This is a genomic window from Allobosea sp. NPDC055332 (genome assembly GCF_053645455.1).
This window is the reverse complement of record NZ_JBSHMO010000003.1, coordinates 147083-165847: the sequence shown is the minus strand read 5'-3', so window position 1 is coordinate 165847 and position 18765 is coordinate 147083. Positions and strand designations below refer to the sequence as shown.

Here is an 18765-nt window from a genome sequence, read left to right as displayed (position 1 = left end):
CGCTTCAGCCCGGCCCGGAATTCGTATCTTCACCGCGCGCCCTTGCCCGCAGGACGAACTGCAGATTGCGCAGATAGACGAACACACCAAAACCTTGGCCAAGGATGAAGACCGGGTCGCGGCGGTAGAGCGCATAGACCAGGAGCAACATGCCGCCGCCGATCGAGAACCACCAGAAGGTCATCGGCACGACCGAGCGCTGGGCCTTCTCGCTGGCGAGCCATTGCACCACGAAGCGCATGGTGAACAGGCCCTGCGCGACCACGCCGAGCAGGACCCACCAGTCGACATTGTTGACGAAGACGTCGTGGAAATAATTCCCGATCATGTTCTGCAGGTCGATCAGCATCAGCGCGCCTCCGTCGCGATCTGCGGCACACGCTTGCGGCGCCGGATCAGCCACCAGACGCCGGCGAGGTCGAGGATGCCGACCCAGAGCCGGTCGAAGAAGCCGTAATTCGAGACACCGGTCAGGCGCTGGCGGTCGCGGACCTCGTGATGCAGGACGGCGAAGCCCTCGCGCACGACGAGCGCTGGCATGAAGCGGTGCAGCGCGTCGAAATAGGGCAGTGCCAGATACATCTCGCGCCGGAAGCATTTCAGGCCGCAGCCGGTGTCGCGCGTGCCATCCTTGAGGATGGCGCCACGGACCTTGTTGGCGATGCGCGATTGCATGCGCTTGAAGCCGGTGTCCTTACGGCCGACGCGCTGGCCCTGGACGAGGCCGGCGGATGGGCCGGCGGCCTCGAGCTGCGCCAGCATCGCCGGAATGAAGACGGGGTCGTTCTGACCATCGCCGTCGAGGGTCGCGACGATCGGAGCGTTCGCCGCCCTCACCCCGCTGCGCACCGCCGCCGACTGCCCGCAGGACTGCGCATGACGGACAACCCTCAGCCAAGGCCGCGTCGCGGCCAGCTCGGTGAGCGCCGCGGCCGTGCCGTCGCTCGAACCGTCATCGACATAGATCAGCTCGAAGCTGCCGACGGCTGCGCAGGCGCTCTCGATGTCGCGGACGAGCGGGGCGATGTTGCCCTCCTCGTTCCGTACCGGCACGACGATGCTGATGCGGGGCTGGCCGGCTGAAGGCACGGATTCGGTCACGGATAGAAGTCTTTCTGCATTGCGGCGCGCAAACTGCGTCAAGCGCCGCGGCTGGGCAAGCGCCGATCACTCGCGGACATAGACGCTCATCTCGATGCGCTTGCCGCCATTGAGGTTGAAGCCGGAGATCGTGGTCAGCAGGCGCGGCACCTGTCCCGAGGCGGAAAGCGTCTGGCGGAACCCGTCGAGGAAACGGCCCTCGACCAGCGCCACGCGGCAGCCGGGCTCGCGCAGGAAATTCGCCGCCACGCTTCCATCCGCCCCCATGCGCAGGTCCGTCCCAACCAGGAAGACGAGGCTCGGCTCGCGATAGCCGACGGTCATGACCTGCGGATTCGGGCAGCTCGCGGCCTGCACCGCCTCAGCCAGCCGTGGCGACAGCTTGAGGCCGCGCAGGCTTGGCGAAGCAAGGCCAAAGACACCGGCACTGAGCAGCAGGCTTGCGACCACACCGCGCCAGAGCGCGCCCTCGAACGCGCCCTGGCGGAAGGCCAGGAAGCCGCGGAAGGCGACGATCAGCGCCAGAGCCAGCACTGGCAAGGCGAGCCAGGGCAAGGTCTTGTCGAGCGTCCAGGTGCCGTAGAGCACCACACCGACGAGCGCTGCCGGCACCAGCACGACGAGGAAGGCGGTCAGGTCAGAGCCGCGGCGAAAGCGGTTGATGCCGCCATTGACCAGAGCAAGCAGCAACAGCGCCGTGATCGCCGGATAGAGCGGCAGCACATAATGCGGCAGCTTGGTCGGCACCGCCTCGAAGACGAGCCAGGACGGCACGATCCAGGCGAGCAGGAACAGGATCTGCGGCTCACGGCGCTTCACCCAGGCGAACGGAATCGCCATCGCCGCCATCGCCGCCGACGGCCAATAGGTGCCGAACAACAGCAGTAGATAGAGACCGGGGGGGCCCCAATGCTTCTCCTGGCCCTCCCCGACCTTGCCGAGCATGTCCTTGCCGACGCTCTCGGCGAAAAAGTCGCCGCCGGTCTTGAGCGCGATTGCGACGAACCAGGGCAGCACCACGACGAGGCAGAGGAGCAGCCCGCGGCCCGGCTTCAGCGGCACGAACCAGCGTAGCGAGCGCTCGCGAAGGCTGAGCACGAGCACCGCCAGCCCCCAGACCATCGGCACGATCGGCCCCTTGATCAAAAGCCCGAGCGCCGTCGCCGACCAGAACACCAGCCAGTTGTGACGACTCGGCACGAAGGCGAGCGAGCGGGTCCAGTCGAGCCAGGCACGGGCGAGCGCGCCCATGGTCGCGACCGCGCAGGCTGCCAGCAGGGCGTCGGTCTTGGCGATGCGGGCCTCGACGCCGAGCAGCACGGCGGCGGCCATCAAGGCTCCGCCAAGCAGGGCCAGGCGTGCGCCGACGAAGGCGAGCAACGCCCAATAGGTCAGCAGCACGGTCGCGATCGCGCCGACGAGCGAGGGCAGCCGGTAGAGCCAGATCGTCGTGCGCGCCTGCGGCACGCCGAGCGCCTCGCCCGCCGCAACGCTCGCCGCCTGCAGCCAATAGATGCCGACCGGCTTCTTGTGCCTGGCCTCGTCCTGGAAGCGGATGTCGACGAAATCGCGCGTCTCCAGCATCTGCTTGCTGGCCTGGGCGAAGCGCGGCTCATCGCGATCGAAGGGCTGCAGGCTGGCGAAGCCGGGCAGAAAGGCGGCAAGCGACAACAGGGCAAGCAGCAGGCAGGCGCGCCGATGGCTCGCGGACGCGAAGCTAGCGAGCCGGTCGAGACCGGAGCCGAGCGAGAACATCGACACTCCTTGCGGCCGAACCTTGCGAAGCCCGCATCCTGCGGGTGCGGGCTGGTGGACAGGCGATCAGGTTGGCCGCGGCGCGTTTACGGCCTCGCACCGTTCGCGGCAAGCGCACAGGTGCAATCCGCTTCGACGCAGGCATGGCGCGAAGGCATGTCGGGCCGGCAGTTGAGGCCTGTTTGCGTCCCAATCATGGCGGAACCGACCTGGGAACCCCACATCCTCAGCCGGGTTTGCCTATGCAGATCGCGCGCCGATGTCCGGCCGTTCCGGACAGGCACCAGAAAAGGCATAAGCACAATGAAGATGCCGATCGCCGTTCACACCGACGAAGACTATGAGCGGGCCCAGCAGCGCGTGGCCGAACTCAATGCCGCTCCGGACAGCAAGGACAAAGAACGCGAACTGGAAGCGCTGGCGGACGCCATGCTGGCATTCGAATTGCGCCGCGACGAAGCGCAGGAGTGACAGGGCCAGCCGAGAGGCTGCCGGCCCTCTTCGTGCTCACTCTACCGCTGCGGCTCAAGCCGCCAGCCGACGGCGCCGTCAACCATTCGTTAACCAGAAAATGCAAGCTTGCGTGTCATCCGGGACCTGGGAGACACGCCATGCTGGTGCTGTTGGGAGTATCGCTCGGGCTTGCCTTGTTCCTGTTCGACATGATCCCGGTGCTGGAGTTCGGCCAGCTCACAGGGCAGATCGCAGGAAGTCTCCTGCTCTCATCCACACTCAAGACATGCGCGCTGATCGTCGCCTTGAGCTGCCTCAACGAGTTGATCGCGGATCGCCGGCATGTCTCCGACATGTAGCCTGGTCGGCTGATAACCGGCCAAAACCTGCACTCGGCCAAGTGGCGGCCGAGACAGCGTGACGCCGCCGATAACGGAACCACTCAACCTGCCAGCATGCAATCCGCCAGGCTGTAGCAGTGGCTCGCCTGATAGGCGTTCCGACCCCGGTTCATATGCGTCAGATTGAAAGTCCGAATGGCCCCCAGGACGCGGGGAGCCGCCAGGAAACTGCGGATTGAGGCGGAGCCCCGCACATTGACGCCGAACATGTCGGCGCCGCGCGGGAAGAAATAGCTGACATCTTCCGGCGTCGTGACGCAGTGCTCGAGAAAGGCCTCGTCCACATGGCCCTGTGCGGGTGAACGGTCCGTGGTGAAATCCGAAAGGTGCACCAGGAATCTCGCGCGAATGCCCTCGCCGTCCGCATAGAGCGTGAACAGCTCCATCCAACTCGCATTGACGCGGGTTAGTGGCTTGTCGGACGTCGACGGCAGACAGGAAACCGACCAGTAGTGACGCTCGCTCCTGCGCGGGATGGGGATGCAGTTCTGGCCGTAGAGCCTGAGAATCTCCAGAACGTCCTGCGCCTGCGGCCGACGAAGCAGCTTCTGAAAACGCGTGACGTATTTGAACCGCAGTTCGAGCGACTCCGAGCGCTCGTCGGCGTCGCGCGGGTCGATCTTGCCCTCTATCCAGCTGCGCTGCTGCTCGGGATCCAGGAATTGGCGCAGGCCAGTGGTGCCGCGGCGAGGAAGCGTGCTCAGGTCAGGTGCCATGTGAGATCCATCTGTGCCGGACAGACGCAGCTTTCGGGAACGTTCTTTATCGCAGCGTGCCTGGTCGAGGCATGTCCGCAGCATCGCCCGGGCAGGTGGCGGATCCGAGCTACGCGACGTGCCGGCGCGCCAGAAACAGCTGCTCGAATTCACCCGCAGGAAGCGGCCGGCCGAAATGGTAGCCCTGCCCTTCCTCGCATCCCATGCCCTTAAGGCAATTGGCGGTTTCGATGTCCTCGATGCCCTCGGCGATGATCGACAGGCCGAGGGAACGGCCAAGATCGATCGTCGCCCGCACGATTGCGGCATCGCCACTGTCATTCAGCAGCTGGCGCACGAAGGTCTGGTCGATCTTCAGCGTATCGAGCGGGAACGCCTTGAGGTAGCTCAGGCTGCCATAGCCGGTTCCGAAATCGTCGAAGGCGATCTTGACGCCGCGTGCACGGATCTCGCGAAACGTCTTCCGGGCCGTTTCGGCATCCTCGATCAGAATGTCTTCGGTGACCTCCAGCTCGAGCAGATCCGGGGCGAGCCCGGTTTCGTCGAGCAGCGCGGCGACCGCGTCCTGTAAGTCGCTGCCCTGCAGCTGCGAGGGCGAGAGGTTGACGCCGACCCGGATCGGCGTGCCCGCCTTCTGCCATCGCCGGGACTGCCGGCAGGCCGTGGCAAGAACCCAGTTCGCGACCGCATCGGACAGGGGCGAGTTGTTGAGCACCGGGATGAATTGCCCCGGCGGCACCAGCCCGCGCACCGGGTGGCGCCAGCGGATCAGTGCTTCCGCTCCGATCACGCTCCGGTCCGACAGGAGCACTTGCGGCTGGTAGAACAGCTCGAACTGGTTCTTCTCGAGGGCGACACGGAGCTCTGCTTCAAGTGCCAGTTGCGACGCTATCCTGTCGCGCATGGTCGCTGCGAAGCCGATCGGCTGCTCCTCGCGGGTCGATATGGCTGCCTCGAGCGCCAGATGGGCGTTTCCGATCAAGTGATCGGCGCTCCAGCCTGGTTCGGCGACAGCATAGCCGATGCGCACCGTCACCCGCTGGCGCCATTCGCCAAAGACGAGCGCCGTGGAGCCAAAGTCACGCGCGACGTCATCCGCCACCGCTGCGGCAAGCTCGCTCGGCACGGTCAAGGCGAACTCGTCATCGGCAAAGCGGGCCGCCTGGGCACCGGGCGGCATCAGCACGCGCAGCCGCTCGGCGAATGCGACGAGGACCTGGTCGCCAAATTCGCGGCCATGAATGTCGCTGAGCTGATGGAAGCGGTCGATGCCGATCAGCAGCACCGCCGACGAAGGCGTACCGCCCTTCCCGAACTCCGTCGCAAGGCGCTCCGCGAGGGTATGGCGATTGAGCAGGCCGGTCAGGTCGTCATGCTCCGCAAGATAGCGGATTCGTTCCCGCTCCCGTTGCTTGACGGTGATGTCGCGCAGGACGAGGCCGAGCTGCCGCCCCTCGGTCCCTTCCCAGCTGGAGACGCTCGCTTCCAGGGCGAAGCGCTCACCGCTGCGCCGGAGGCCGACCAGGTCGAGGACGTGATCGTCCGCAGCTTGCATCGCGGCAGCATCGCGCAGACGAGCAAGCTGGGCCGGTGCGAGATCGCCGGAGTCGGCCAGGCAGGCGGTGAAGGGCTTGCCGAGCGCATCCTTTTCCGGATAGCCGAAAATCTTGGCCGCGCCCGGGTTCCAGAAGACGATACGCCCCTGATCGTCGAGGCAGACGAGCCCGTCGCCCAGCGACATCGCGATGCGTTGGAAGCGGCGCTCGGCGATGCCGCGCAGCAGCCCAAGCAGGTCGATTTCATGAAGCGCGATGGCGACCAGATAGGCGCCGAGCAGGAGGTGCCAGCTGCTCGTGTCGACGATGACCGGCCAGTTCGCCTGAATGAGCAGCGCACTGGTCTCCAGCGCGGTCGCCGCCCACAGCACGACGGCAACGCGCATCCCTGCGCTGGTTCGCCGCCAAAGCAGAACCATCCCCGCGAGAATGGCGAGCACTCCGGCGAGCGACAGCGGTAGGCCGGTGCTCTGCAGGTCGCGGCCCTGCAACAGCGATTCGGCTGCCAGAAGCTGCAGCATGGAGCCTGGAATGACGCGGCCATTGGGAACGTTGAAGCGGTCGCCCAATTCGACGGCCGTTCCGGCGACGATGACCTTGCGCCCCTTGAGCCGCGCCAGCGCCTGCGGCTCGCCATCGAGCACCGCCGCATAGGACACAGTCGGAACCGTATCGGTCCTGATGCTGAAATCGATACGGAACGGCGGCCCCTGCTCATCATGGCGACCGACCAGCATCGCGCCGAACGACGGCAAGAACTCACCGATGCGTGCGCCAAGGCCATAGCGGCGCACCAGCCCGTCCGTCTCGGGCAGGACGTTCACCACCGCCGGCCAGCTGTGAGCAGCGAACTCGGGCAGGGGCCGGTTGACGTGCAGTGTCAGCCCGCGATTGAGGTCGCCAGCCCTCTGCTGAAAGGTCGCCAGCACGACGGAGCCACCGGCCTTCGCCAGTGCCTCCGCGAAGGCCGCATCGTCGGCCGGATTGGAGCGGGCGCTGAAGTCGACGTCGAAAAGGATCTCAGTGGCGCCTGCCGCCTCCAGCTGCTCAATCAGCCTGGCATGGTGGCGGCGCGGCCACGGCCAGACACCAATCCGCGCCAGCGAAGGGGCGTCGATCTCGACCAGCGCGATGGTCTCGCTTGCCGGGCGCTTTGGCCACAGGAAACGTTTGTCACTGATAAGATCCGCGAGCGCTGTGGGCAGGCCGACGAGCCAGGCCAACCCAAGCAAGCCCAATGCAACGAGGTGGGGCCGATACAGGGTCACGTCCGTCTGCCACCCCACCGGGTATCGCGATAAATCGACCCGACCTTAGCGCAGAAATGCTGACGATTCCGTCAAGAGGATCAGCGCCCGCCCAGCCTCACTCCGGCGTTCAAAAGGCCGAGGTTCAAGCCGATATTCAAGCCACCATTGCCGTTGCCATTACCGCCGGCATTGCCGTTTCCGTTGCCATTGCCGCCGGCATTGCCATTCCCGTTGCCGTTGCCGCCGGCATTACCATTCCCATTGCCGTTGCCGCCGGCATTGCCATTCCCGTTGCCGTTGCCGCCGGCATTGCCATTCCCGTTGCCGTTACCACCGGCATTACCGTTTCCGTTGCCATTGCCGCCGGCATTGCCATTCCCGTTGCCGTTGCCGCCAGCATTGCCATTCCCGTTGCCGTTGCCGTTGCCGCCAGCGTTGCCGTTCCCATTGCCGTTGCCACCGGCATTGCCATTTCCGGCGCCGTTCCCATTGCCGCGGCCGTTGCCGGTAATCGTCGCAGGACCGCCGCCCCCGCCATTGCCGGAGGCCGCAACACCGTTGGCGTGACCGTTCGCCTGGCCGTTGATGCTTGCCGAAGCCTTCGCGCCAACCGCTCGGGCGGCCTCCGGATTCCCGGTACGCTGGCCATTGCTCGCGGTGCCGACGGCCGGAGACAGCTCTCCGGTCGACCAGAACGTGGCCTGCCCGCGCGCAGCAGAGGCGGCTCCCTCGCCGGCGTTACGGGCCAGCCCCTTGGTCACTGCATGGACGTTGACCTTGGCCTCGCCCAATGTCGCGCCGATGCGCACCGTCCCGCCACTGACGGAAACGGCTTTACCAGAACTTTCGCCGCCACCGGCCCGGCGCTCCTCCCGGCTTGCGCCCGCTGGCGCCGGCAGGCCGTCGCGCGGGACGGAAAGTGGGCGGATCGAGGGGTTACGCGGCGCACCTTGCTGGGTCGGGTTGAATTGTCCGGTGCCCGAGAGCCTGAGGCCGGCTACGCCGCTTCCGGCGGCGCTGGCGGCCTGGCCGGGCTGAACCAGCACGAACTGGCCTGAACGGAAGTCGCTCACCTGGACCTGGCCGCGCTGAACGTCGACCTTGGCGTTGCCCAAGGTCACCGTGACACGGAACTGCGTGCCCTTGACGACGGCGGCCAGAAAGGGGGTCTCGACCTCGAAATGCTGGACGTTCCGCTTTTCCACGTCGAGCAGGATCGAACCCGCCTGCTGGAGGATCGTCGAACGGCCCGAGCCGGCCGTCGTCGGCACCGCGACCTGCGAATTCGCGGAGATCAGCATGCTCTCCGCCCCGCGCACCAGGAGGACACGGCCATTGCGCCCGGTCCGGATCATGTCGCCTGGCTTCAGCGTCGTGGCCTGGCCGAGCGACACCTGCTGCACGCCGGAGCCGGCGATCCAGGCTTCGCCCGAGACCTTGCTGACCTGCCAGATATTGTCCTGGGCGGAAGCCTCGTTCGGGCCCAACGCATGCAAAAGGGCCAGAAGGCCCGCAGCGAAGAGGGTGCGGGTCGCTCGCAGCATGGGTGGGCGGTCTCCGTCCTGGAGGTCGTGCAAAGCCGGCTACCCTGCCTTCTAGCAGGCAGTTCTGAACGCTGGCTTAGCGCAATGCTCTGAAACAGGAGGAGGCGTTAAGTCCCGATTAACCATGTCTCTTTACGGTTTTTGAGCGGGGAAGGCTGGGCAAAAAAGCCCATCAGACGGATGCATGTTCGACATGGCATGGCGGCGAGTGGGCGAGCTGTCCGGCGGTAGTTTGCGGGAGGCAATGCTCCTGCTTTTCATGTGCTCTCCGGTCTTGATCGGGCCTGCTTATGCCCAGGGCGACCGCCGCCCTCCACCGATCCAGCCTGCCGATCAGGGTCTCGAGCAGAAGCGGGTCGAGCGGCTGCAGGAAACCCGGACCGAGATTTCCGTCCCGACGGCCAGATCCGCGCCCGATCAACCGGTCGGCGAAGAGCGGGCGCTGTTCACGCTCGCCGCAGTCAGGATCGAAGGCGGCAGCCCACTTGGCCCCGGCGATATCGAGGCCGCCTATCAGGACCGGCTCGGCAAGCCGATCTCACAAGCAGGTCTCGTCGCCCTCGCGGGCGAGATCAGCAAGCTCCATCGCAGTGCCGGCTATCATCTGACACGCGCGATCATTCCGCCCCAGGACATCAAGGGCGGCATCGTCACGATCCGGATCATTACTGGCACCATCGCCGAGCTCGTGGTGCAGGGTGACGAGGCCAACCGCTTCGGTACGCGCCGCATGCTGGCGCCGATCGCCGAGGAATCGCCGGCCAGGCTGGCGACGCTCGAACGCCAGCTCCTACTCGTCAACGACCTGCCGGGCGTGCGCGTCAAGGACACCACGCTGGAGGAGCTCGGCACCGGCACCGGGCGATTCCGTCTGACCGTGATCCTCGACAGCTGGAGCGTGTTCGTCTCTGCCGGCGTCGACAATGCCGCTTCGAATGCCGTCGGCCCCTGGCAGGCCTATTTCGGCGCCGCGCTCAATTCGCTGATCGTTCCCGGCGATACGCTGGCGGTGAACCTGTCGTCGGTGCCGAGCTCGACGCAAGAGCTCCGCTACGGCCGCATCTCCTATGACGCGCCGCTCGGCAGCGATTGGCTGCGGGTCGGCGTCTCGGCCTCGCGCAGCGTCGTTTGGCCCGGCGATCTGCGCCGCTTCGACCGCGTCCGGTCAGATGCGGAGAATCTGGAGGCCAGGGCGACGGTCGTCGCGCTGCAGACGCAGCGGCAGTCGCTCTCGCTGACCGCCAGTTTCGGCATCAGCAACATCGTCGAGGAGAGCGTCTTCGGCATCAACTATCGCGATCGCCTGCGGATCGCGAGCCTGACCGCCGATTACCGCCTCCGCGACGATTGGCAGGGCACGACCTACGCCACGCTCGGCCTGCGCAAGGGCCTGGGTATCGACGGCGCCTCACATCGCTACGACCCGTTGCTGTCGCGTTTCGACGGCTCGGGCGCCTTCTATGTCGTGCAAGGTGCGCTGACGCGCTATCAGGGCCTTGGCGACAGCTGGTCGATGAAGCTTGCAGCCTCCGGCCAGGTCAGCTCCGAGGCATTGCTGATCTCGCAGCAATTCTATCTCGGCGGCGGGGCTTTCGGCCGCGCCTTCCAGAGCGGCTGGCTTGCCGGCGACAACGGCATCGCCGGCTCGGCCGAGCTGCGCTACGATTACCGGCCCGGCCTGGCCTTCCTCAAGAACATTCAGCTCTTCGGCTTCGTCGAGGGTGGAGCCGTTCGCAGCTATGCGGCACCGAAGGACATCGTCCAGTCGCTCGCTGCGGCGGGTGGTGGTGTGCGCCTGCAGCTCAACGATTCGGTCGAAGCCGGCATCACCGTCGCGGCGCCGCTGAGCTACAACTCACCCAGCAAGGGCGCCCGTGGCGCGGCCGTCCTGCTCTCGCTCTCGACAGTCCTGAAGGCCTGTCCCGAGCGGAGTGAATGGCGCTGCGGGTAAGCGGCGGCCAATCGCTCAGGAAGCCAAGCTTGGGGCTGGGTCAGCGCCATGTGCTTCGCGAAAAGGCATCGTTTCCCCGAGCGCAGGGCGACGCACCGAGCGGCAAGGAAAGGGGTTGGAACGCAACAGCATGCCTTCCCACTCTCAAAGGATACGGAAAATCGCGTAAGCCTTTGATAGATATGGCGAGCCCGACAGGATTCGAACCTGTGACCAGCAGCTTAGAAGGCTGCTGCTCTATCCAGCTGAGCTACGGGCCCTGAAGGAAGCGGCAGGCTTTGGACCTGCCGATTCGCTAAAGCTTCAATGCGTCCACTGGCCAACGCGGTTGAACTTGAAATTATCGGAATAGGCCATGCCGCGGCGCTTGGGCGCGTGCGGCTGCTCGAGACGATAGGCAATGCCGTTGCGGGTCGCATAGGCGACGGCTTCCTCGGCGGTGTCGAACCAGAGCCGGAGCTGGCTCTTCATGTCGCCGGACGAGGTCCAGCCCATCAGCGGCTCGATCTCGCGTGGCCGCTCGGGCTCATACTCCAGCAGCCAGCGACCGGTCTTGGCCGTGCCGGATTGCATCGCGTTGCGCGCCGGCGAATAGATGCGTGCCGTCATGCTTCCCCTCGCCTTCCGGCAAAGCCCTGTCGAGATTGGTCGGGGCACCAGGATTCGAACCTGGGACCCTCTGCTCCCAAAGCAGATGCGCTACCGGGCTGCGCTATACCCCGCCGCCTCGCAAGTGCAATCAATCACTCGCAAATCGGTTCCGCCAGCCATCTCCGAGCCGGCGGATGCGGAACGCAATATCACCAACCGCCCGGTTTGGGAACACGCAGTTCCACTGGGATCGCCCCGGCCGCTCGAATGGACATCCGCGCAACCGCGATCGCCGGGCCGTGGCGAGGTGGCAGCTGTCGCGCAGTCTGCTTCAGCCCATCGCCTCGCGCTGCTTCAGGAGTTCGGTGAGCAGGTCCTGCTGCTCGTTGAGCCGGTTGGCGAGGCTCTCCTCGACGGCTGCCCCGGACGCTCCGGTCGCCTGCTCCATCAGTTCGGAAATGTTCCTGCGGACGATCGCGATTCGATCGTCCAGCGCCACCCGGTCAGCATTCCCCGGCATGTCCTAGTCTCCGTCCTGCCGCTCACAACGCGATCATAGCCGGATCGAGAACACTAGGCGACCGCTCGCGAGGGCGATCGCCGGTCAGAGCGCCTGTTCCCCGCGGCTGGCCGATGCTGCACGTTCCACTGTGCCCGAACGTTGCGGCAAGGTTTCGCCAGGCGATGACGGCGCTCCGAAGATTCGTGTGCCTGCCGCCTGCCCTGCCTCGAACAAGGGGCGCATCTCGTCAGGATCGAAGCGCAGCGGATCCGTCGCCTCCGGCACCGTCTCGGGCAGTGCGACCAGCCGAAACCGCGCTCCCGCCGCCGTGGCCTTGGCCTGCGCTTCCTGCACGGAGCTGTAGAGCAATTGCCGGATGAGCTGGGAGACGCCGCGGCGGGCCAGAGCCAGCGTCGTCGCAGCCGAGCTGCTGACGGCGGCGTCACGGCTGACATGACCGTTGGCGAGCACCCATATCACGCTGCCGCGCCCTGTCCTGCCGAGCATGAAGCTCTCGAATGGCACCGGCGCCTTGACGCCGCCGTCGCTGTGGATCGAAACGGCGCCGCTTCGCCTGTCGCGAATGCGCACCGGCTCGACCAGGCCGGGCACCGCGGCCGAGGCGACGAGGATGTCGACGTAGTGGCTGCGCCGGTCCCCATCGGAGGCCGCGATCGCGCCCATGTCCCAGAACATGGTCTTGCCCGCCGTCATGTCGGTGGTCGCGACATAGAGGCGACGGCCCTTACGGTGCTCGGCCGCAACCTGATCCAGCATGTCGTCGCTGATCAGTTCCAGCAGCAGGCGGCGCAATGGCGCCGGATCGTAGAGGCCGGTGCCGACCAGGGTCTTCAAGCCGTTGGAGCGGAAAACGTCGCGCGTCCGTGTCGTGGTGTAGACCCGCTCCAGCAGATGGTCCCAGTCCGGGCCGAGGAACGCTGCGCTAGCCTGGAGCGCACCTGTCGAGGTCCCGGTAACGACATCGAAGACAGGACGCCTGCCACTCCGGGACCACGCTTGGAGCACGCCAGCCCCGAAGGCGCCGTCGGCGCCGCCGCTGGTCAGAACCAGGACATTGCGGACCGGCGCCCGCCTGGCCGGTTCAGCCGGCGCCGAAGCGGTGGAGGCATAGCGCCCGGCGCTGACGACCGGCTCGCCGGCGTCGAGAACAATGTCGCCCTGGCGGCAGGCAGAGAGGGCGAGCAGAGCCAGCACGGCCGAACGTCGCAAGAGCGCCCTCGTCCAGTCCGCCATCGACAGCCTCCGAGAGCGATCATCTTGACACCGTCAGGATCACGGTTGTCCGCAGCAATTGCGGCTGCGTTGTGACGGATTGCAAAGCCCGTGCCGCTCAGCGCTTGAACAAGGGATGTTCGACCTTGTCGCCCGGCTTGATGCCGAGCTTCTCGGCGATGCCGGCATTGACCTCGAGCACCGAGAGCACCGGTTCGCCGGAGGGGATGGTCCGGGTCGAGAGCGGCTCGGCCCGCTCGGCGATGCGGGCGACCGTGCCGTCGGCGCGGATGAAGAGCATGTCGAGCGAGATGTAGGTGTTCTGCATCCACATCGCGACCGGCTCGACCTGCTTGAAGTCGAAGAGCATGCCACGATCGGCCGGCATGAACTGGCGGTGCATCAGCCCGCGCGCGCGCTGGTCCGGCGTGCGCATCACCTCGACCTGGAAAGCGTGGCGGCCCGAGGCGGTGACGATGGTCAGCGGCTCGAGACCGCCGGCGGGCACATTCTGCGCCTCCGCCGGCTTCGGCACGACCGCAAGGACACCCAGGGCCAGCGCGACGACGGAGGCCAAGCGCAGGAAACGTTCCACAACAGACATCATCGCGCCTCGCGCCAGACAAGCCACCCTGACGCCAGCCTTGCCGCGGCCTCGTGGCGGTTATGCGGCCAATGGCACGAAGCGGTACCGTTTCGTCAAGCTTTTCGCCCAACTCGCGCCTGCGCCATCTTTCTTTCGTCATCGCCTTGCGGCAGGGTCGGCGCCGACTTCCGGCCAAGGACGGGTCTGCTGCCCCATCAGCGAATCCGGCTCTGGCGCCGCCAATCGGAGCTTGGCCCCATTTTCGCCTTGCGGGCCTCGATGCATGCTTCAGGAGATCACCATGACGATTTCGCCCGGCCGACGCCTCGCCAGCTTCCGGCCGTTGTCCACGACCGCCCTGCTGCTTGTCCTCCTTGCCGGCCCTGCCTCCGCCGCCGATCTCCAGCTCGACAACATCAAGCTCGACCTCGGCAAGTTCGTGCTGTCGATCCCGAAGCTGGAGGTGAAGGGCACCTCGCTCGACCGCGACGGCTTCCTCGCCCTATTCCAGGGCGGTGGCGAGAGCGCGATCGCCCGGCTCGGCAAGCTCGACGCCAGTGAGATCAGCGCTCCGACCCTGGTGATGGAGCAGAATTTCGGCCCGCAGAAGCAGGTCACGACCTATCGCAACATCAAGTTCTCCGACATCCGCGAGGGCCGGATCGGGCGCGGCGAATCGAGCGACGGCGCGATCAAGATCGAAGGCGGCGCCACCGGCCCGGTCAGCGGGGAAATCAAGCGCACCAGCTTCGAGACGCTGGACCTGATGCAGATCGCGCGCGTCTTCGCCGAAAAGGCCAAGCCCGGCGAGACGGCGCCGCTGCAGCCGGTCATCGGCAAGATCGAGCAGGACGGCTATTCGCTGGACCTCGGCGAGCAGGGCAAGATGACGGCCGGCAAGGCCTCGCTGCGCGGCTTCAAGGCACGTGTCGCGTCCGAGCCGATGGGCGAGCTCATGACGCGCATCGCCGTGCTGAGCGACGAATCGGAGAAAGCCGCGCGCAATCTCAACAGCAAGGAAGACCCGGCGATCAGCGAAGCGCGCGATCGCAAGCTGCTGCTGGCGATGGCCGATATCTTCGACGCGTTCGACTATGGCAGCGGCGAGCTCCGCGACATCGTGATGGCGCTGAAGTCTCCGCCGAAGCCCGGCGCCAAGCCCGAACCGGTGGACATGCGCATCGCGCGTGTCGCTTTCGGCGAGGACACGCCGGAGAAATCGGGCGTGGTGATCGAGGGCCTGCAGTTCGAGGGCGGTGGCGCCAAGGGCGTGATCGCCTCGCTTGGCTATTCCGGCTTCTCGTTCGAAGGGGTGTTGCGGGAGGTCAAGGCTCTCGGTGACGCCGCCGTCGACCTCAAGACACTCGATTTCCGCCGCTTCATCCCGAAGCTCGGCACGGTCAAGATGAATGGCGTGCAGATGAGCGTGCCGCAGGACGGCAAGCGCGGCCGCCCGGCCGGCGCGCCGATCCAGGTCGGCCTCGGCAGCTTCGAGCTCAAGGCCGGCGACCAGGTCAACGGCATCCCGACCGACATGGCGCTGAGCCTCGACAAGATCACCTTCCCGATCGTCGAGAGCGCCGACAATCCCGCCGCCAAGGACCTGCTGGCGATGGGCTATCGCAATCTCGATCTCTCGGCGAAGCTCGCCCTCGCCTGGCAGGAGGCGAGCAAGGAGTTCGCCATCCGCACGCTCTCGCTCGGCGGCGTCGGCATGGCCAGGCTCGACGCCACCGGCATGCTCGGCAATGTCGGCAAGGAGGTCTTCTCCGGCGACATCGCCCTGGCCCAGGTGGCGCTGCTCGGCGCGACCGCCAAGAATGTCGAGCTCAAGCTGCAGAATCTCGGCCTGGCCGAGAAGCTGATCGAGAACGAGGCGAAGAAGTCCAAGCGCAAGGTCGAGGACGTGCGCCGCGAATACGGCATGATGGCGAGCCTCGGTCTCGCCGCCATCCTCGGCCCGTCGGACGGCGCCAAAGCGCTGGCGAACGCAGTCGCCCGCTTCGTCGCCAAGCCCGGCACGCTGACCGTCAAGGCGACGGCGAAGACGCCGGCCGGGCTCGGGCTCGCCGACGTGATCACGCTCGGCGAGCCGACCGAGATCTTCGAGAAGATCGACGTGCAGGCCACCTCCGAGTGAGGCGGACCGCTTGAGCTCCCGCGACATATCGAGCCCGGACGCCGACTGGCGCCCGGGTGCGCTCGCGATCTGGTGGGCCGGCCTGCCTGCCGGCCCACGTAGCTTCTTGCGGCGCTGGGTCAATCCGAACAATCAGACGCGCATCCATCTGGCGAAGCTCCTGGCGCGTCGGCCCGGGCAGGTCACGGTCGGTGCCTTCACCTATGGCCGGCCCAAGGTCCGCTTCCCCGAGAGCGGCGCGCGCCTCTCGATCGGCCGCTACGGCTCGATCGCCGACGGTGTCGAGATCCTGCTCGGCGGCAATCATCGCACCGACTGGGCGACGACCTATCCCTTCCCTGCTTTGCCGAATCTCTGGCCGGCAGCGCGCGAGATGAGCGGCCACGATGCGACGCGCGGCGACGCCACGATCGGCCACGATGTCTGGCTCGGCTCGCAGGCGATGATCATGTCCGGCGTGACGATCGGCCATGGCGCGGTCGTCGCAGCCCGCGCCGTGGTGACGCGAGACGTGCCGCCCTATGCGATCGTCGCCGGCAACCCGGCCAGGGTCGTGCGGCTGCGCCTGCCGGAGGCGCAGGTCGAGGCCCTGCTGGCGAGCCGCTGGTGGGAGCTCCCGCCGGAGCGCGTCTCCCAGCTTCTGCCGCTGCTGATGTCAGAGCGCATCGACGAGCTCGCAGCGGCGATCAGGCCGGCTTCAGCAAGCGGCGCTTGAGACCGAGCGCCGGCTTCTCGACGAGATACCAGGACAGCGCCGCGACCAGCAGCGTCACGATGAGCGAGGGCGCGAACAGCGTCAGCGCCCCGACCGTCGGAAAGAGCGCGACGAAGGCCTGCTGCACCGGCCAGCCATAGAGATAGACGCCATAGGACAGGTCCGCCGGCGGCTCGCTGCGCCAGCGGGCGAGCGGCGGCGCCAGCGCCAGCACCAGCACGCCCCAGGCGGTGACGAGATAGAGCAGTGCCTTGTAGGCCGGCGTCGCCTGGGACAGGGCCACGACGACGAGCGCGGCGACGAGCCCCGGCAGCGACAGCGGCACCTTCTCGCGCCAGAGATAGATGAGGCCGCCGGTCAGGAAGATCAGCGGCAGGCGCAGCGCCGTCTCGATGCCCTTCGGCCCGTCCGGGGTGAGAATCTCGCGCAGAACCGTCGCGACGACCAGCGCCGCCCAGAGACCGAGCACGATCCGGCGATGCGCCAGCAGGCCGACGAGCCCGATGACCAGCACGCCGAGATAGCAGAGGGTCTCGTATTTCAGCGTCCAGACCGTCCCCATCGGAAAGGTCAGCGGGTTGTCCGAGAAGACGCCGGGCAGAGGCGCCGAGCTCTTGAAGCTGGTCAGCGTGCCGTTGATGAAGCGCCAGAGCTGCGGGTCGGCGAGATAGCTGCGCAGATCAAGCTTGGTCAGCGCGCTGCCCATCAGCAGCGCGACCACGAGCGTCGCCGCGATCAGCCCTGGCGCGATGCGCAAGCTGCGGGCGACGACATAGTCGCGCCAACCGCGCTGCTCGTAGCTCATCGTCACCAGGAAGCCGGAGATGGCGAAGAAGCCGTTGACCGCGTGCTCGCCGAGCGTGAAGCCGGTCGAATGCGCCAGCAACTCGTCCTCGACCTTGCCGGTGGTGACGCTGAGCGCATGCGAGACGACGACCGCGAGCGCCAGCAACAGCCGCAGCAGGCCGAAATGGTTGTGGGGGAGGCTCAGCCCGTCGGCGGCGCTGGCGGCACGCAGGAAGCCCGTCACGCGATGATCTCCGCCTCGTTCAGCCCCTGCCGGGTGAGCGCGCTATGGCCGGCGCGCGCAGCGAGCGCACCGGCGACCGAGCCGGCATGCGCATGCATCTTGTCCTGATTCAAGATCAGGCCATAACCGATTGCCTTGGCGGCGTTTTCGATGGTCTTGCCCAGGCCCGGCACGGGCAAGCCCCATTTGCGCGCCATGTGGTATTCCGACCAGGCGAGGTGCCAGCGCGCCGTAAAGCGCCGCTGCGGCGACGGTGCACTGGAGCGGCCGCGGCCATGGCGGGCGCTGGCACCGTCGACATGGACCAGCGCATGCCCAGCCTCGCGCAGGCGTCGGCAGAGATCGTCGTCCTCGTAGAACAGGAAGATCGCCGGGTCGAAGCCGCCGAGCGCCAGGAAGACCTCGCGCCGCAGCAGGAGGCAGGCACCCGACAGGAAGGGCAGGCAGGCATCGCCTTCCGGCAGCACGATCCGCGAAGCCCGATTGAGGTGGGGCGGCGACAGCAAGGAGCGCGGCTGCAGGAAGACGCGCCCCGAGGGCTCGACGAGACGCGGCGCAAAGGCGGCCGCATCCGGATAGGCTTTGGCCGCCGCAAGCAGGGCCGCGACGGCACCCGGCTGCACTTCGAGGTCCGGGTTGACGATCAGGACGAAGGGTGTCGTCGCGGCGCGTGCACCACGGTTGTTGGCGCGGCCATAGCCCTCGTTGCGCACATTACGCAGAACCTTCGCACCCTGCTGCGCCGCGACCTCGGCGGAGGCATCGGTGCTGGCATTGTCGACGACGACGGTCGCGACCCCCTCGCCCACCAGCGCGGCGAGGCAGGACGGCAGCACCCCGGCGCTGTCGAAACTGACGACGATGGCGGTGACGTCGGCGGCAGAAAAGCTCATGGCCTGCATCTGCGCGGGATGAGCGGCGCGAGGCAAGAGGCGATCAGCGCCGAGCTCCAAGGCGAAGCTCCTGCTGGAGCCGCTCACGCTCATGCGCCTCGCAGCGGCGCGGCGCGTTATAGGACTTCACCGCATAGCTCGCATTGGCAGAGACGAAGCGGCCGCGCTGCTCGGCCGGCAGCCGCGCGATGATGCGGCCGCGATCGACCCTCAGCCCGCAATCATAGGCGCGAGAGACCTGCGCCGCCGTGAACTCGGGCGTGCCCGGCACTGGCCCTGCGGCGACGCAGCCGGCGAGGCTCGCAGCCGCGAACGCGACGAGGCTGGGCTTCAACGCGGTCATGGACG

Annotated in this window: 18 protein-coding genes and 2 tRNA genes; 5 read left to right on the top strand and 15 right to left on the bottom strand. The window is 66.9% G+C overall.

Going from position 1 to position 18765, the window contains the following annotated elements; genetic code table 11:
* Positions 1–4 precede the first annotated feature (4 nt).
* From ACWIGM_RS17170 to ACWIGM_RS17160, 3 genes are all read right to left on the bottom strand, one after another.
* Positions 5–349 (bottom strand): lipid-A-disaccharide synthase N-terminal domain-containing protein, encoded by a 345-nt coding sequence (locus ACWIGM_RS17170; protein WP_454027174.1) that lies wholly within the window; start codon positions 347–349, stop codon positions 5–7.
* Positions 349–1101 (bottom strand): glycosyltransferase family 2 protein, encoded by a 753-nt coding sequence (locus ACWIGM_RS17165; RefSeq protein ID WP_454027173.1) that lies wholly within the window; start codon positions 1099–1101, stop codon positions 349–351. Before ACWIGM_RS17165 ends, ACWIGM_RS17170 begins: the two co-directional genes overlap by 1 nt.
* Positions 1102–1167: 66 nt before the next feature.
* Positions 1168–2856, bottom strand: a complete 1689-nt coding sequence (locus ACWIGM_RS17160) for an ArnT family glycosyltransferase (RefSeq protein WP_454027172.1) — start codon at positions 2854–2856, stop codon at positions 1168–1170.
* A 303-nt stretch (positions 2857–3159) separates the two neighbouring features.
* On the opposite strand from ACWIGM_RS17160, the gene ACWIGM_RS17155 reads away from it, so the two are divergent.
* Both ACWIGM_RS17155 and ACWIGM_RS17150 read left to right on the top strand, forming a co-directional pair.
* The gene (locus ACWIGM_RS17155) at positions 3160–3327 is read left to right on the top strand and encodes a hypothetical protein (protein WP_454027171.1); all 168 of its coding nucleotides are present in this window, start codon (positions 3160–3162) and stop codon (positions 3325–3327) included.
* 140 nt (positions 3328–3467) lie between these two features.
* Positions 3468–3668 (top strand): hypothetical protein, encoded by a 201-nt coding sequence (locus ACWIGM_RS17150; RefSeq protein ID WP_454027170.1) that lies wholly within the window; start codon positions 3468–3470, stop codon positions 3666–3668.
* An 83-nt stretch (positions 3669–3751) separates the two neighbouring features.
* Here the strand turns inward: ACWIGM_RS17150 and ACWIGM_RS17145 are convergent, their stop codons facing one another.
* The 3 genes from ACWIGM_RS17145 to ACWIGM_RS17135 all read right to left on the bottom strand — a co-directional run bounded on the left by ACWIGM_RS17145 (position 3752) and on the right by ACWIGM_RS17135 (position 8776).
* Positions 3752–4426, bottom strand: a complete 675-nt coding sequence (locus ACWIGM_RS17145) for a hypothetical protein (protein WP_454027169.1) — start codon at positions 4424–4426, stop codon at positions 3752–3754.
* Between the two features lie 109 nt (positions 4427–4535).
* Positions 4536–7250 carry an EAL domain-containing protein gene (locus tag ACWIGM_RS17140; protein WP_454027168.1) on the bottom strand — a complete coding sequence of 905 codons (2715 nt, stop codon included), beginning with the start codon at positions 7248–7250 and terminating at the stop codon, positions 4536–4538.
* Between the two features lie 80 nt (positions 7251–7330).
* The gene (locus ACWIGM_RS17135; RefSeq protein WP_454027167.1) at positions 7331–8776 is read right to left on the bottom strand and encodes a FecR domain-containing protein; all 1446 of its coding nucleotides are present in this window, start codon (positions 8774–8776) and stop codon (positions 7331–7333) included.
* A 244-nt stretch (positions 8777–9020) separates the two neighbouring features.
* On the opposite strand from ACWIGM_RS17135, the gene ACWIGM_RS17130 reads away from it, so the two are divergent.
* Positions 9021–10727: a ShlB/FhaC/HecB family hemolysin secretion/activation protein gene (locus ACWIGM_RS17130; protein WP_454027166.1), complete on the top strand. Its 1707-nt coding sequence runs from the start codon at positions 9021–9023 to the stop codon at positions 10725–10727.
* Positions 10728–10910: 183 nt separating this feature from the next.
* Here the strand turns inward: ACWIGM_RS17130 and ACWIGM_RS17125 are convergent.
* From ACWIGM_RS17125 to ACWIGM_RS17100, 6 genes are all read right to left on the bottom strand, one after another.
* Positions 10911–10987 (bottom strand) — tRNA-Arg (locus tag ACWIGM_RS17125).
* 43 nt (positions 10988–11030) lie between these two features.
* A complete protein-coding gene (locus ACWIGM_RS17120) occupies positions 11031–11336 on the bottom strand; it encodes an ETC complex I subunit (RefSeq protein ID WP_326873943.1) in 306 nt (101 codons plus the stop codon).
* A gap of 36 nt (positions 11337–11372) precedes the next feature.
* Positions 11373–11449: transfer RNA gene (locus ACWIGM_RS17115), tRNA-Pro, on the bottom strand.
* Positions 11450–11649: 200 nt separating this feature from the next.
* Positions 11650–11838, bottom strand: coding sequence for a hypothetical protein (locus ACWIGM_RS17110; RefSeq protein ID WP_454027165.1), 189 nt, complete (start codon positions 11836–11838; stop codon positions 11650–11652).
* A gap of 84 nt (positions 11839–11922) precedes the next feature.
* A complete protein-coding gene (locus ACWIGM_RS17105; protein WP_454027164.1) occupies positions 11923–13074 on the bottom strand; it encodes a patatin-like phospholipase family protein in 1152 nt (383 codons plus the stop codon).
* Between the two features lie 97 nt (positions 13075–13171).
* Positions 13172–13660, bottom strand: a complete 489-nt coding sequence (locus tag ACWIGM_RS17100; protein WP_454027163.1) for a DUF192 domain-containing protein — start codon at positions 13658–13660, stop codon at positions 13172–13174.
* 280 nt (positions 13661–13940) lie between these two features.
* Between ACWIGM_RS17100 and ACWIGM_RS17095 the strand changes: the two genes are divergently transcribed.
* Both ACWIGM_RS17095 and ACWIGM_RS17090 read left to right on the top strand, forming a co-directional pair.
* Complete coding sequence (locus ACWIGM_RS17095) at positions 13941–15779, top strand: hypothetical protein (RefSeq protein ID WP_454027162.1); 1839 nt, start codon at positions 13941–13943, stop codon at positions 15777–15779.
* A 106-nt stretch (positions 15780–15885) separates the two neighbouring features.
* Complete coding sequence (locus ACWIGM_RS17090) at positions 15886–16494, top strand: CatB-related O-acetyltransferase (protein ID WP_454028015.1); 609 nt, start codon at positions 15886–15888, stop codon at positions 16492–16494.
* On the opposite strand, the gene ACWIGM_RS17085 is transcribed toward ACWIGM_RS17090, so the two are convergent.
* The 3 genes from ACWIGM_RS17085 to ACWIGM_RS17075 are packed head-to-tail and all read right to left on the bottom strand — an operon-like array spanning position 16466 to position 18760.
* The gene (locus tag ACWIGM_RS17085; RefSeq protein ID WP_454027161.1) at positions 16466–17524 is read right to left on the bottom strand and encodes an acyltransferase family protein; all 1059 of its coding nucleotides are present in this window, start codon (positions 17522–17524) and stop codon (positions 16466–16468) included. The two genes, ACWIGM_RS17090 and ACWIGM_RS17085, sit on opposite strands and share 29 nt — an antisense overlap.
* Positions 17521–18417, bottom strand: a complete 897-nt coding sequence (locus tag ACWIGM_RS17080) for a glycosyltransferase family 2 protein (RefSeq protein ID WP_454027160.1) — start codon at positions 18415–18417, stop codon at positions 17521–17523. The genes ACWIGM_RS17085 and ACWIGM_RS17080 overlap by 4 nt, the downstream gene beginning before the upstream one ends.
* Positions 18418–18460: 43 nt before the next feature.
* The gene (locus ACWIGM_RS17075; RefSeq protein WP_454027159.1) at positions 18461–18760 is read right to left on the bottom strand and encodes a hypothetical protein; all 300 of its coding nucleotides are present in this window, start codon (positions 18758–18760) and stop codon (positions 18461–18463) included.
* Between the last annotated feature and the right edge of the window lie 5 nt (positions 18761–18765).